We start from the raw sequence: 13303 nt of genomic DNA, 5'->3' as shown, positions 1-13303 counted from the left end.
CCTTTCTAACTTATTGTTTTCGTACGCTGGTTTTTAACCTGGTACATGTTGCGGTCAGCCCTCTCCAGTAATGCTTCCACGGAAGTATTTTCCCACGCCAGAGCAAAGCCAATGCTGAGTGACATCGATGCTTTTTGTCCGTTATGAAGATCAAACGGACGGATAAACTGCTGCGAAAGCGCAGCACAAATATGTTGAACCTCAAGCTCAGAGTGCACGCCGTACAGCACCATGGCAAATTCGTCACCGCCAAGACGGTAGGACTGATGACGTTTGTCGCCAAACTCCATCATCCTGCTGGCGACTTCGATCAGCACGCAGTCTCCTGCCGCGTGTCCCCAGGTGTCGTTAATAAACTTAAAATTATCACCGTCGAGGAAGAGCAGGGCCGAGTTTGTTCTGGCTGAAGGGTCATTCATTAATGCCGCAATGCTGTTACGAAACGCCGCGCGGTTGGCAAGACCGGTAAGCGGGTCGTGCATGGCGGTCCGCAACAGCTGGGCATTTTTCGCCTGAAGCTTCAGCTGCCACTCTTCCATTTCATCCAGAAGACTATTGAAGTCTTCGCCAAACTGGTGAAATTCTTCGATACGGCCGTCTTTCACCCGGCGGGAGAAATTTCGGTTCGTGCGCACGTCATGAACGACGTCGGTAATGTTCTGCAGGGCCGTGACCATTCCACGATGCAAAGACTGGGTAATGACGAGCGCGACCACGGCGGCAAAGAGAATGCAGCCGGTCAGTACGGCAAACGACGTCCAGATGAAATGGCTGATCAGACTGTCACGCGCGGTAAGGCGGATTTCGCCGATCGTTAAGCCGTTATGCATGATGGGCTGCGCAACCGGTACGGGGAAAAGCCAGCGGCTGACCAGCGCGCCCAGCGTGTCGTTGTTATCTTCCGGGTTCCAGGACCAGTAGGCGAACCGCTTTTTATGCGCGTTAATCACCTCCGCCGCGGCAAACTGCCCCTGTTTGCCCAGGGCTGCAAGCGTTTCGTTGGCCGCCAGCGAGTCGTTGAAAACCAGCGAGGCTTCTAGGCTGTGGCTCATCGTGGCGCCGGTTAATTCGAGATTCTTTTGCGCGTATTGTTTTAACGTCACAACGGAAGCAAAACAGAGCAACAGCCATATTAACGTCATCGTGATAATGACGCTTATCATGCTGTTTCGCCTCAACGTTCTTTTAAACGTCGGCCGTGGCGTTGAAGTGAAATCTTTATCCATGCTGCTTATTCCGTGCCAGCATTAATACATCCGGATTGACTCTTACGCCACTGCGCGTCAATGCATCCAGGTTGACGGAGAACCGGACCTGGCCACGATCGATCATCAGGCAAAAGGCACTGCCAATTACACATTCCGGATTTTGCTCTGAGATTAATAGCAATGCTCTGCCCTGATATTGGCTTATTAATTCAAGTTGTTTTGCCGGTGATTCAGACCCGAAATAAATCGCATCGCACGTCGCGGCCAGGGCTTCCCGATCGTTATGTACAATAGCGGGAGTATAGGGTAACTCGTTGTGCCCTTCGTCGCCGCTAAGCGCGTGCGTATAGTGAGAAGTGGCATAGATGCAGAGTTTAGGCTGCCCGGATAGTGACGGCCATCGCGTATAGCTCACAATGCCTGAGACTATCGAGCGTACCGATTTATCCGTTTCCGTGAGCGTGCCTGCCGTCGCTGGGCCCACCATAATGAACAGCATTAACACCAGAGTGAGTCGGAAAAAAGAGATCAAGAATAAATTTCTCACCAGAATCCGCCACATCGCTCTGGAAATAGATGTCCTTAAGAGTTGCGGGCAGAATACCATTGTTTGTCAGAGCCGTCATTATGTCAGAAATAGCCTCAGGTCAACCTAAGCTAAATCCTACTGTTGTTTATTTTCCGGTGATTAAAAACAGACTTAATTGAGTCTGCTGGAGCGCATACTTTCATCCATCCCTTTTTGCCATGACGCACGCAGTTTTGCCGCGTTTTCAGCAGTATCGCAACTGGCAGGGAAAGATTTGCCCGCTAATCCCCAGGCGTGAATAAACCCTTCTTCGCAGACTCTCTTCTGACCATCGGCATAGCCGCGAAGATATTCACTACGATCAACGTGGGTGTCGTTAAAACTATCGGCCAGGGTCTGGTTATCTTTAACCGGCAGGCCATTCATGGCGTCTTCTTTACCGGCATCAAACCAGGATGGACTGGTCCAGTCGGGCTGGAAGGTATAAGGATTGATCTGGCAGCCCGTTAAAAACAGCGACAACAGCGTGAGAGCAATTGAACGCATAGCCATTCTCCTTTTTATTTCAGCATAGCCTGGCTTAAGAAAGTATGTCTGTAATTTAAACTTTACGTTTTTGACGGCTGATTTTTGCAATAAATTGGCCGATGTAAATTAATGTGTACGTATTTTGGATTGAAATGTTTACTTTTTATGGTATCGTGGTTTCACCTCATTGAGGAAAACAACTATCGCAAACGAGCTTTACAGGATCGCCATCATGCAAAAAGACGCGCTGAACAACGTACATATCACTGACGAACAGGTTTTAATTACTCCGGATCAGCTGAAAGCAGAATTTCCGCTGAGCGTCGCGCAGGAGGCTCAGATTGAGCACTCGCGCCAGACCATTTCTGACATCATCGCCGGCCGCGATCCGCGCCTGCTGGTGGTGTGTGGTCCTTGCTCTATTCACGATCCTGAAACCGCCATTGAGTACGCTCGTCGATTTAAAGCATTAGCGGAGGAGGTCAGCGATAGCCTCTACCTGGTGATGCGCGTCTATTTTGAGAAGCCACGTACTACCGTTGGCTGGAAAGGGTTGATTAACGATCCGCACATGGATGGCTCGTTTGATGTGGAAGCAGGCCTGAAGATTGCGCGTCGCCTGCTGGTGGAGCTGGTCAGCATGGGCCTGCCGCTGGCAACCGAAGCGCTGGATCCGAACAGCCCGCAATACCTTGGCGATCTGTTCAGCTGGTCCGCGATTGGCGCGCGTACCACGGAATCGCAAACCCACCGCGAGATGGCGTCTGGCCTGTCGATGCCGGTTGGTTTTAAAAACGGTACCGATGGCAGCCTGGCGACGGCGATCAACGCCATGCGCGCGGCCGCCATGCCGCACCGTTTCGTCGGTATCAACCAGGCGGGCCAGGTCTGCCTTCTGCAAACTCAGGGTAACCCGGACGGGCACGTGATCCTGCGCGGCGGGAAAGCCCCGAACTACAGTCCGGCGGACGTGGCGCAGTGTGAAAAAGAGATGGAGCAGGCGGGACTGCGCCCGGCACTGATGGTAGATTGCAGTCATGGTAATTCGAATAAAGATTACCGTCGTCAGCCTGCGGTTGCGGAATCCGTGGTCGCCCAGATCAAAGATGGCAACCGTTCGATTATCGGTCTGATGATTGAGAGCAATATTCATGAAGGCAATCAATCATCTGAACAACCGCGCAGTGCCATGAAGCACGGCGTCTCCGTGACGGATGCCTGCATCAGCTGGGAGACCACCGATGCACTGCTGCGTGAGATCCATAAAGATTTAAGCGGCCAGCTGGCGACGCGTCTGGCTTAAGAGGGTAGTTATGGTTGCTGAATTGACCGCACTGCGCGATCAAATTGATGAAGTGGATAAGGCGCTGCTGGATCTGCTGGCGCGCCGCATGGCGCTGGTTGCCGAAGTCGGTGAGGTGAAAAGCAAATACGGCCTGCCGATTTACGTCCCGGAGCGCGAAGCTTCTATGCTCGCCTCCCGTCGCAAAGAGGCGCAGGCGCTGGGCGTTTCGCCGGACTTGATTGAAGACGTCCTGCGTCGCGTGATGCGGGAATCCTATTCCAGCGAAAACGACAAGGGGTTCAAAACCCTTTGCCCGACCCTGCGGCCGGTGGTGATTGTCGGCGGGGCAGGACAGATGGGGCGTCTGTTTGAAAAAATGCTGACGCTTTCTGGCTATCAGGTGCGCATTCTGGAAAAAGAGGACTGGGCGCAGGCGCCGGAGCTCATGAAAGATGCCGGGATGGTTATCGTCAGCGTGCCGATCCACGTGACGGAGCAGATCGTCGGGAAGCTTCCTCCTTTACCGAAAGACTGTATCCTGGTGGATCTGGCCTCCGTCAAAAATGGTCCGCTGCAGGCAATGCTGGCTGCGCATACCGGGCCGGTGCTGGGTTTGCACCCGATGTTTGGTCCGGACAGCGGCAGCCTGGCTAAGCAGGTGGTGGTTTACTGCGACGGTCGTCAGCCGGAAGCCTATCAGTGGTTCCTGGAACAGATTCAGGTATGGGGCGCGCGACTGCACCGCATCAGCGCGGTTGAGCACGACCAGAACATGGCGTTCATTCAGGCGCTGCGCCACTTTGCCACGTTTGCCTACGGCCTGCATCTGGCGGAAGAGAACGTGCAGCTTGAACAGCTGCTGGCGCTCTCTTCACCTATCTATCGTCTGGAGCTGGCGATGGTTGGGCGTCTGTTCGCGCAGGATCCGCAGCTGTACGCGGACATTATTATGTCCTCCGAAAACAACCTGGCACTGATCAAGCGCTACTATCAGCGCTTTGGAGAAGCCATTACGCTGCTTGAGCACGGAGACAAGCAGGCGTTTATCGACAGCTTCCGCAAGGTCGAGCACTGGTTTGGCGATTATGCGCAGCGTTTCCAGAATGAGAGCCGGACGTTGTTGCGCCAGGCAAATGACAGTCGCCAGTAATGCGATGATGTATATACTGAAAGCCAGCAATGCTGGCTTTTTTCATTTTGGGGAACTGTCATGGCCGAACCGCACCTGCTGTTGAATTACACCGGGCATTTGCCTGAATGCCCGACGTGGAGCGCCGAAGAGCAGGCGCTCTACTGGGCCGATATTCTGGAAGGCGAGATCCACCGCTACCATCTGCCGACGGCGGAACACACCGTACTCTCTTTCCACGAGGAGGTGGGGTGTTTCGCGCTGCGTGAGCAGGGTGGTTTTATCGTTGCGATGCGAACGGGTATCTGGCTGACCGATAAACACGGCCTGCTGCGCCGCAAGGTGTGTGATAACCCCTCTAACCCGCAGCTGGCGCGTTTTAACGATGGAGGCACCGACCATCTGGGCCGGTTCTATGCGGGCACGTTCTGGGGGCCGGGAGATTACAACGGTGCCCTGCTGATGCGCATCGACAACGACCTGACGCCGAAGGTGATCCAGTGCGATATCCACGGGCATAATGGCTTAGCGTTTAGCCCGGATAAGCAGTGGATGTTTACCTCAGATACGCCAAATGGTGTGATCTATCGTACGTCGCTTGATGAGCAGGGCGAACCGGGTAAGCGAGAAGTGTTTCGTCAGTTTAAAGAGGGCGAGGGGATACCGGACGGCGCGGCGATGGATGTGGAAGGCTGCTACTGGAGCGCGCTGTTTGACGGCTGGCGCATCGCGCGTTTTTCACCGCAAGGGGAGCAGCTGGAAGAGTATCGCATGCCGGTACGTTGCCCGACGATGGTCTGCTTTGGCGGCGATGATATGAAAACGCTGTTTATTACCACCACGCGGGAGAATATGGAGGCGGAGGAGGTAGCGAAATATCCGCTCTCCGGCGCCATCTTCACCCTGCCGGTGAGCGTGGCAGGGATGAAGAAAAGCCGTTTTATCGAACGTTAGATTGGATCGACCGGAACGACGTTTTCGCTCGGGTAGCAGCCCAGCACCTTCATGGAACGCGTGATCTCGCCCAGCTCGCGCAGGGCTTTCTGCATGGAAGCAGACTCCAGGTTGGCCTGGATATCAAGGTAGAACATCTCTTCCCACGGGTTACCGTGGATTGGGCGCGATTCCAGCCGGGTCATGATCAGATTGTGATTACGCAGCACCAGAAGGGCTTCAACCAGCGCACCGGCCTGTTGGCCGGTGGCCATCAGCAGCGTAGTCTTGGCCGGTACCTGGTCAGACACATTGATTGCCTTGCGGGCCAGCACCACGAAGCGGGTAATATTTTGCGTCTGGTTCGCCAGGTTGCGTTCCAGCACCTGTAAACCATACAGCGCGCCGCCCGCTTCGCTGCCGAGCGCCGCGACGGTGGGAGAGTTCGCCTGGGCGACTTTTTCCATCGCCGCCGAGGTGCTTTCGGTGTACTCAATTTTCCAGTTTGGATAGCGGTTCAGGAACTGGCTGCACTGCTGGAACGGCTGCGGGTGGCTGTAGACCGTTTCGATCGTGTTCAGGTCCGTTGAACCGGAGACCAGCACGCAGTGATCGATAGGGATCGTCAGCTCGCCGACCAGCGACAGGCTGGTGTGCTGCAGCAAATCGTAGACGTCGTTGATGGCGCCGGAGCTGGTGTTTTCAATCGGCACCACGGCGTAATCCGCCTGGCCGGTCTCGACCTGGTTAAAAATGTCGGCAAACTTCGCGCAGCCGCTTTCAATAAATTCTTCGAAATGGCGAGCGGCATACTGGCGTGCGGCCAGGTGAGAATAGGAGCCCTTTGGCCCGAGGAAAGCGATACGCGCAGAGTGCGGATTGGTTTTATTGAGGTGCTGCTGGAGTAGCGCTTGCTGGGTCAGAACGGAGTCTTCGATGATGAGCTGGAACAGCCGGGTAATGTAGTGGGCATCGAGATGATGCGCTTTGCCGAGCTGAATGAGACGTTCCAGCAGATCCCGCTCGCGGTCGATATCACGGACCGGACGATGGGAGTCCAGCTTGGCTTTGCCCACTTCAACGGCAAGGGCGCGGCGTTCGGCCAGCAGCGCCAGCAGTTTCTCATCCAGCGCGCTGATTTTTACGCGCAGATCCAGTAACGGGTTTTCCGATGTCATAGTGTTGCCTGTCTCATCTTATCGTTATCAATAAAAAAGGCCCCCCGGTGTGGGAGGCCTTGTTGTTCGTCTTCGCATTCTTTATCACACGACGAAACGCCTCCCGTTCAGGGGAAGGTAAAAAAGAATGCGAAGAAGAACGGCGTAAGTTTCATAAAGTCATCCTGTGAGTGATACCGTTAAAGTACCCGTACTGTTTTCACCCTGTCAATAAAAAACAAAAAACGCGCCCGAAGGCGCGTTGGCGGTACACTCAATTTAAAGGATTACTCTTCTTCAACTTCTTCCGCGAAGCTGGCGTCTTTCACCGACGTTGTGGCGCGACGGGCTTCACCTTTGTGTTGCACTTTATTGAGCTGCCGTTCCAGCTTGTTGATCAAATCGTTAATTGCGGTGTACATATCCTCATGTTTTGCGCTGGCGACCAGATGGCCGTTTGGAGTATTGATAGTTGCGTCAGCGATGAAACCCTGCGGCTCCTTGGACAGGATGATATGTGGATTAATCAAATGTGTTTGCCATTTATCCAGTTTGGCGAGACGGTCTGCGACGTGCTGGCGAATTGCCGGAGTAATTTCCATTTGTTTACTGGTAATGTTCATTGTCATAAATTTTACCTCTTGTCTTTCCGTCTTGGTGATTCCAGCATACCCGACCTAATGTCAAAATGTGTGATTTAGATCACGTTATTTTGTCGGTTTTTGTCAGGGAATCTTTTTTGTGAGGCAGGGCAGGAAGAGGTGAGATTTACCTTGTAGAAGGCAAAAATTGAGGCCATAGTTGACTGGATGTGTTGAGGCTAACGCGCTTCAGCGACGCTCAGAAACGAATAAAAAAACGGCAGCCTTCGGGCTGCCGTTTTGCATTGAGGCAAAATCAGGTGTTGCTGCTGTTCGCGGCGATGATTTTCGCCACTTTTTCAGCCTGAGCGGTCATCTGCATCTGACGGTAAGCATTTTCCATCAGCTTCAGGCCGTCGCGCGTTGCCTGAGTATCCGGGTAATCACGCAGCATACCTTCTACGCGGTTAACCACGGCAACCCATGCGCCACGGCGGGTATAGTAGTCCGCCACGGAGTATTCATATTTCGCCAGACGATCTTTCAGGAACACCAGACGCTTGGTGGCGTCGGTCACGTACTGGCTGTTTGGATAGCCGCGCACCAGTTTAGAAAAGTCATTGAAGGCATCACGCGCATGCTGCGGGTCACGGTCGGAACGATCCACGCCGAAGAAGCCCTGCAGCGCACTGTCGTCCAGCGCCATGTTGGTGAGCCCGCGCATGTACATCACATAGTCGATGTTAGGATGAGTCGGGTTCAGACGCATGAAACGATCGATGGTTGCCTGAGCCAGCGGCAGATCGGCATTTTTATAGTATGCGTAGATGAGATCTAACTGTACCTGCTGCGAATACGGACCAAATGGATAGCGATTATCCAACGCTTCCAGTTGCGTTATCGCCTGTTTCCAGTTACCGTCCTGCAACTTTTGTTGTGCAGTCGCATAGATTTCATTCGGCGGATTGTCAGGGACCTGTTCATTTGAACCGGAGCAGCCCACCAAAGCCAGGCTCAACGTGGCCGCTGCCACCAGATATTTCATGCGCGTCATGACGTTTTGACTTTCCTCAAATGTTTGTCCGGGAGAAACTCTGTTCCTGCTCCCGATTAAGACCAGCTACAATAGCACACTATATTAAACGGCAAAGCCGTAAAACCCAACGTTAAACGAAGAAGCAGTTTATGGCACAACGAGTAGAACTCACCGCAACAGTCTCCGAAAATCAGCTCGGTCAACGCTTAGATCAGGCTTTGGCCGAATTGTTCCCTGATTATTCGCGTTCACGCATAAAAGAATGGATCCTTGACCAGCGCGTGATGGTAAACGGCAAGATCTGGGACAAACCAAAAGAGAAAGTGTTAGGTGGGGAAGCTGTCGCCATCAATGCTGAAATCGAAGAGGAAATCCGCTTCGAGCCGCAGGATATCCCACTGGACATCGTCTATGAAGATGATGACATTCTGGTGATCAACAAGCCGCGCGACCTGGTTGTTCATCCAGGTGCGGGAAACCCTGACGGTACGGTACTTAACGCACTTCTCCATTACTATCCGCCGATCGCGGATGTTCCGCGCGCGGGCATCGTGCACCGTCTGGATAAAGACACTACCGGTCTGATGGTGGTGGCGAAGACCGTTCCTGCTCAGACACGTCTGGTGGAGTCGCTGCAGCTGCGCGAAATCACCCGTGAGTATGAAGCGGTAGCCATTGGGCATATGACTTCTGGCGGGACGGTGGAAGAGCCCATTAGCCGTCACCCAACCAAGCGTACCCATATGTCGGTGCATCCGATGGGTAAACCGGCGGTGACGCATTACCGCATTATGGAGCACTTCCGTATTCATACGCGCCTGCGTCTGCGTCTGGAGACCGGACGTACTCACCAGATCCGCGTGCATATGGCCCACATTACCCATCCGCTGGTGGGGGATCAGGTCTACGGTGGTCGTCCGCGTCCGCCTAAAGGCGCATCGGATGAGTTCATCAGCGTATTGCGTAAATTCGACCGTCAGGCGCTGCACGCGACCATGCTGCGTCTTTATCACCCTATCACCGGTATTCAGATGGAGTGGCATGCGCCTATCCCGCAGGATATGGTGGACCTTATTGACGCCATGCGTGCTGATTTCGAAGAACATAAGGATCAAGTGGACTGGTTATGACCAAACTGATTGTCCCGGAGTGGCCATTGCCTGCCGGCGTGGCTGCCTGCAGTTCAACCCGCACTGGCGGTGTGAGCCAGGGCGCGTGGGAGTCGTTGAACCTCGGCGCACACTGTGGCGATAACCTGGAACACGTGGAAGAGAACCGCAGGCGTCTGTTTGCAGCGGGGAACCTGCCGTCGAAACCGGTCTGGCTGGAACAGGTTCATGGCAAGGCGGTGCTGAAGCTGACGGGAGAGCCCTATGCTTCCAAACGCGCTGATGCCTCTTACAGCAATACTCCGGGAACCGTTTGTGCCGTAATGACCGCCGATTGTCTGCCAGTGCTGTTCTGCAACCGTGCAGGCACCGAGGTGGCTGCAGCGCACGCGGGCTGGCGTGGACTGTGTGAAGGCGTGCTGGAAGAGACCGTCGCCTGCTTTAAGGATGAGCCCGCCAATATTATGGCCTGGCTTGGCCCGGCCATTGGCCCTCGCGCTTTTGAAGTGGGGCCGGAAGTTCGCGAAGCCTTTATGGAAAAAGATCCGCAAGCGGTGGACGCCTTCCTGCCTTCGGGGGATAAATATCTGGCCGATATTTACCAGCTCGCCCGCCAGCGCCTGAACCGCGTCGGCGTGACGCAGATCTTCGGCGGCGATCGCTGCACCTTCACCGAAAAGGGTGATTTTTTCTCTTATCGCCGCGACAAGACGACGGGCCGTATGGCAAGTTTCATTTGGCTGATATAACCTAAAGAATCAAGACGATCCGGCACGTGCCGTTTTCTTTTCACATAATTCAGGTCATTAACCTTGAATAATTGAGGGATGACCTCATTTAATCTCCAGTAGCAAATTTGACCTGTTATGGGAGGAGTTATGCGTCTGGATCGTCTTACTAATAAATTCCAGCTTGCTCTCGCCGATGCCCAGTCCCTCGCACTGGGGCACGACAACCAATTTATCGAACCTCTTCATCTAATGAGCGCCTTGCTGAATCAGGAAGGGGGATCGGTACGTCCTTTATTAACGTCCGCTGGCATTAATGCTGGCCAGTTACGCACCGCTATCGATCAGGCGCTGAGCCGTTTACCGCAGGTCGAAGGGACCGGCGGCGACGTTCAGCCGTCGCAGGATCTGGTGCGCGTCCTGAACCTTTGCGACAAGCTGGCGCAAAAACGTGGGGACAATTTTATTTCGTCAGAGCTGTTTGTTCTGGCGGCGCTTGAATCACGCGGTACCTTGACCGACCTGCTGAAATCTGCCGGTGCGACCACCGCCAATGTGACTCAGGCGATTGAGAACATGCGCGGAGGTGAAAGCGTGAACGATCAGGGAGCCGAAGACCAACGTCAGGCTTTGAAGAAATTTACGGTCGATCTGACCGAGCGTGCTGAACAGGGCAAACTTGACCCGGTGATCGGCCGTGATGAAGAAATCCGCCGTACCATTCAGGTACTGCAACGTCGTACCAAGAACAACCCGGTACTGATAGGTGAACCGGGTGTCGGTAAAACCGCGATTGTTGAAGGGCTGGCGCAGCGTATTGTGAACGGTGAAGTGCCGGAAGGTCTGAAGGGCCGCCGCGTACTGGCGCTGGACATGGGCGCACTGGTGGCCGGTGCGAAATACCGCGGTGAGTTTGAAGAGCGTCTGAAAGGCGTGCTGAACGATCTGGCGAAACAGGAAGGTAACGTCATCCTGTTTATCGACGAGCTGCACACCATGGTCGGTGCCGGTAAGGCAGACGGCGCAATGGATGCCGGGAACATGCTGAAACCTGCACTGGCGCGCGGTGAACTTCACTGCGTCGGTGCCACCACGCTGGATGAGTACCGTCAGTACATTGAGAAAGATGCTGCGCTGGAACGTCGTTTCCAGAAAGTGTTTGTTGCCGAGCCAAGCGTTGAAGATACCATCGCCATCCTGCGTGGTCTGAAAGAGCGCTATGAACTGCACCACCATGTGCAGATCACTGACCCGGCCATCGTTGCGGCGGCGACGCTTTCGCATCGTTATATTGCTGACCGTCAGCTGCCGGATAAAGCGATCGACCTGATTGATGAAGCGGCGTCGAGCATTCGTATGCAGATTGACTCGAAGCCGGAAGAGCTGGACCGACTCGACCGACGCATCATTCAGCTCAAGCTGGAACAGCAGGCGCTGAAGAAAGAGTCTGATGAAGCCAGTAAGAAACGTCTCGATATGCTCAATGAAGAGCTGGACGATAAAGAGCGCCAGTATTCTGAGCTTGAAGAAGAGTGGAAAGCCGAGAAAGCCTCCCTTTCTGGTACGCAGACCATCAAAGCTGAACTCGAACAGGCAAAAATTGCCATTGAGCAGGCGCGACGCGTGGGCGACCTGGCGCGAATGTCAGAGCTGCAGTACGGCAAAATTCCTGAGCTGGAAAAACAGCTTGAGATAGCGACGCAGTCAGAAGGTAAAACGATGCGTCTGTTGCGTAATAAAGTGACGGATGCCGAGATTGCGGAAGTCCTGGCGCGCTGGACCGGTATTCCCGTGGCGCGCATGCTGGAAGGTGAGCGTGAAAAACTGCTGCGCATGGAGAACGATCTCCACAATCGTGTGATTGGTCAAAATGAAGCGGTTGAAGCGGTATCGAATGCTATTCGTCGTAGCCGTGCAGGGCTGTCCGATCCGAACCGTCCGATTGGTTCATTCCTGTTCCTGGGGCCGACGGGTGTCGGTAAAACCGAGCTGTGTAAAGCGCTGGCTAACTTTATGTTCGACAGCGACGATGCGATGGTGCGTATCGACATGTCCGAGTTTATGGAGAAACACTCCGTCTCGCGTCTGGTCGGGGCGCCTCCTGGATATGTGGGTTATGAAGAAGGTGGGTACCTGACAGAAGCGGTGCGTCGTCGTCCTTATTCCGTCATCCTGCTGGATGAGGTGGAAAAAGCGCATCCGGATGTGTTCAACATCCTGCTTCAGGTGCTGGACGATGGTCGTCTGACCGACGGGCAGGGGAGAACGGTCGACTTCCGTAATACGGTTGTCATTATGACGTCGAACCTGGGTTCCGATTTGATTCAGGAACGTTTCGGTGAACTGGACTACAGCCACATGAAGGATCTGGTGCTGGGTGTGGTAAGCCATAACTTCCGTCCGGAGTTCATCAACCGTATTGATGAAGTGGTGGTATTCCATCCTCTGGGTGAGAAACACATCGCGTCGATTGCGCAGATTCAGCTGCAGCGTCTGTACAAACGTCTGGAAGAGCGTGGATACGAAATTCACATCTCCGACGATGCGCTGAAACTGCTGAGTAAGAATGGTTACGATCCGGTGTACGGTGCGCGTCCATTGAAACGTGCTATCCAGCAGCAGATCGAAAACCCGCTGGCGCAGCAGATCCTCTCCGGGGAACTGGTTCCTGGTAAAATTATCCGTCTTGAAGCCAACGACGATCGCATTGTGGCAGTGCAGTAAGTCACAAAACGCAAAAACGAGCCGCTTGCGGCTCGTTTTTGTTTAAAAACCAGGCGAAAATTGAGATCTGGAGTGAGGTTTGCCTGGAAAGTGAGCAGTCAGTAAATAATTTTCACTTTATCCTTGCAGGTTCGGAATTACTCCCTATAATGCGCCTCCACTGACACGGAACAACGGCACGCACGCCGCCGGGTCAGCAGAGAATAGCGAAAATAAACGCTTGACTCTGAAGCGGGAAAGCGTAATATGCACACCCCGCGCCGCAGCGAAAACGAAGCGGCACTGCTCTTTAACAATTTATCAGACAATCTGTGTGGGCACTCAAAGTGACATGGATTCTTAACGTCCTCGGACGA

Annotated in this window: 13 protein-coding genes and 1 other annotated feature; of the genes, 6 read left to right on the top strand and 7 right to left on the bottom strand. The window is 53.9% G+C overall.

The window, feature by feature from the left end:
• Nucleotides 1-5 precede the first annotated feature (5 nt).
• The 3 genes from dgcN to C6A40_RS21525 all read right to left on the bottom strand — a co-directional run bounded on the left by dgcN (nucleotide 6) and on the right by C6A40_RS21525 (nucleotide 2283).
• Nucleotides 6-1226 (bottom strand): diguanylate cyclase DgcN, encoded by a 1221-nt coding sequence (gene dgcN / locus C6A40_RS21535; RefSeq protein WP_021241998.1) that lies wholly within the window; start codon nucleotides 1224-1226, stop codon nucleotides 6-8.
• A complete protein-coding gene (locus C6A40_RS21530; RefSeq protein ID WP_021241999.1) occupies nucleotides 1219-1770 on the bottom strand; it encodes a YfiR family protein in 552 nt (183 codons plus the stop codon). The genes dgcN and C6A40_RS21530 overlap by 8 nt, the downstream gene beginning before the upstream one ends.
• A gap of 138 nt (nucleotides 1771-1908) precedes the next feature.
• Nucleotides 1909-2283, bottom strand: a complete 375-nt coding sequence (locus tag C6A40_RS21525) for a DUF2799 domain-containing protein (RefSeq protein ID WP_008502475.1) — start codon at nucleotides 2281-2283, stop codon at nucleotides 1909-1911.
• Nucleotides 2284-2497: 214 nt separating this feature from the next.
• Between C6A40_RS21525 and aroF the strand changes: the two genes are divergently transcribed.
• The 3 genes from aroF to C6A40_RS21510 are packed head-to-tail and all read left to right on the top strand — an operon-like array spanning nucleotide 2498 to nucleotide 5633.
• Nucleotides 2498-3568 (top strand): 3-deoxy-7-phosphoheptulonate synthase AroF, encoded by a 1071-nt coding sequence (aroF, locus tag C6A40_RS21520; protein ID WP_008502474.1) that lies wholly within the window; start codon nucleotides 2498-2500, stop codon nucleotides 3566-3568.
• 10 nt (nucleotides 3569-3578) lie between these two features.
• Nucleotides 3579-4700 (top strand): bifunctional chorismate mutase/prephenate dehydrogenase, encoded by a 1122-nt coding sequence (gene tyrA, locus C6A40_RS21515; protein WP_008502473.1) that lies wholly within the window; start codon nucleotides 3579-3581, stop codon nucleotides 4698-4700.
• 60 nt (nucleotides 4701-4760) lie between these two features.
• Nucleotides 4761-5633 carry an SMP-30/gluconolactonase/LRE family protein gene (locus C6A40_RS21510; RefSeq protein ID WP_045336576.1) on the top strand — a complete coding sequence of 291 codons (873 nt, stop codon included), beginning with the start codon at nucleotides 4761-4763 and terminating at the stop codon, nucleotides 5631-5633.
• Here C6A40_RS21510 and pheA read toward each other — a convergent pair.
• The 4 genes from pheA to bamD all read right to left on the bottom strand — a co-directional run bounded on the left by pheA (nucleotide 5630) and on the right by bamD (nucleotide 8404).
• A complete protein-coding gene (pheA, locus tag C6A40_RS21505; RefSeq protein WP_045336572.1) occupies nucleotides 5630-6790 on the bottom strand; it encodes a bifunctional chorismate mutase/prephenate dehydratase in 1161 nt (386 codons plus the stop codon). The genes C6A40_RS21510 and pheA overlap by 4 nt on opposite strands.
• A 30-nt stretch (nucleotides 6791-6820) precedes the next feature.
• Nucleotides 6821-6946 (bottom strand) — a sequence feature (Phe leader region).
• Nucleotides 6898-6945 carry a pheA operon leader peptide PheL gene (gene pheL, locus C6A40_RS21500; protein WP_100249759.1) on the bottom strand — a complete coding sequence of 16 codons (48 nt, stop codon included), beginning with the start codon at nucleotides 6943-6945 and terminating at the stop codon, nucleotides 6898-6900. It overlaps the preceding feature by 48 nt.
• A 110-nt stretch (nucleotides 6947-7056) precedes the next feature.
• Nucleotides 7057-7398, bottom strand: a complete 342-nt coding sequence (raiA, locus tag C6A40_RS21495; RefSeq protein WP_008502470.1) for a ribosome-associated translation inhibitor RaiA — start codon at nucleotides 7396-7398, stop codon at nucleotides 7057-7059.
• Between the two features lie 268 nt (nucleotides 7399-7666).
• A complete protein-coding gene (gene bamD / locus C6A40_RS21490) occupies nucleotides 7667-8404 on the bottom strand; it encodes an outer membrane protein assembly factor BamD (RefSeq protein WP_008502469.1) in 738 nt (245 codons plus the stop codon).
• Nucleotides 8405-8535: 131 nt separating this feature from the next.
• Here bamD and rluD point away from each other — a divergent pair, with 131 nt between their 5' ends.
• From rluD to clpB, 3 genes are all read left to right on the top strand, one after another.
• Nucleotides 8536-9516, top strand: coding sequence for a 23S rRNA pseudouridine(1911/1915/1917) synthase RluD (gene rluD, locus C6A40_RS21485; RefSeq protein WP_008502468.1), 981 nt, complete (start codon nucleotides 8536-8538; stop codon nucleotides 9514-9516).
• Nucleotides 9513-10244, top strand: a complete 732-nt coding sequence (gene yfiH / locus C6A40_RS21480; protein WP_045336571.1) for a purine nucleoside phosphorylase YfiH — start codon at nucleotides 9513-9515, stop codon at nucleotides 10242-10244. The genes rluD and yfiH overlap by 4 nt, the downstream gene beginning before the upstream one ends.
• A gap of 129 nt (nucleotides 10245-10373) precedes the next feature.
• Entirely contained in the window at nucleotides 10374-12947 is a 2574-nt protein-coding gene (gene clpB, locus C6A40_RS21475) for an ATP-dependent chaperone ClpB (protein ID WP_008502466.1), read from the top strand.
• Nucleotides 12948-13303: the final 356 nt, after the last annotated feature.

The sequence above is a fragment of the Enterobacter sp. GER_MD16_1505_Eko_090 genome, assembly GCF_003331015.1.
Classification (GTDB): Bacteria; Pseudomonadota; Gammaproteobacteria; order Enterobacterales; family Enterobacteriaceae; genus Enterobacter; species Enterobacter roggenkampii.
This window is presented reverse-complemented; position numbering and strand designations above follow the sequence as displayed.

Coding starts and splice junctions, on each gene's coding strand:
- dgcN (WP_021241998.1), bottom strand. CDS start 1,226: ATGGATAAAGATTTCACTTCAACGCCACGGCCGACGTTTAAAAGAACG.
- C6A40_RS21530 (WP_021241999.1), bottom strand. CDS start 1,770: ATGTGGCGGATTCTGGTGAGAAATTTATTCTTGATCTCTTTTTTCCGA.
- C6A40_RS21525 (WP_008502475.1), bottom strand. CDS start 2,283: ATGCGTTCAATTGCTCTCACGCTGTTGTCGCTGTTTTTAACGGGCTGC.
- aroF (WP_008502474.1), top strand. CDS start 2,498: ATGCAAAAAGACGCGCTGAACAACGTACATATCACTGACGAACAGGTT.
- tyrA (WP_008502473.1), top strand. CDS start 3,579: ATGGTTGCTGAATTGACCGCACTGCGCGATCAAATTGATGAAGTGGAT.
- C6A40_RS21510 (WP_045336576.1), top strand. CDS start 4,761: ATGGCCGAACCGCACCTGCTGTTGAATTACACCGGGCATTTGCCTGAA.
- pheA (WP_045336572.1), bottom strand. CDS start 6,790: ATGACATCGGAAAACCCGTTACTGGATCTGCGCGTAAAAATCAGCGCG.
- raiA (WP_008502470.1), bottom strand. CDS start 7,398: ATGACAATGAACATTACCAGTAAACAAATGGAAATTACTCCGGCAATT.
- bamD (WP_008502469.1), bottom strand. CDS start 8,404: ATGACGCGCATGAAATATCTGGTGGCAGCGGCCACGTTGAGCCTGGCT.
- rluD (WP_008502468.1), top strand. CDS start 8,536: ATGGCACAACGAGTAGAACTCACCGCAACAGTCTCCGAAAATCAGCTC.
- yfiH (WP_045336571.1), top strand. CDS start 9,513: ATGACCAAACTGATTGTCCCGGAGTGGCCATTGCCTGCCGGCGTGGCT.
- clpB (WP_008502466.1), top strand. CDS start 10,374: ATGCGTCTGGATCGTCTTACTAATAAATTCCAGCTTGCTCTCGCCGAT.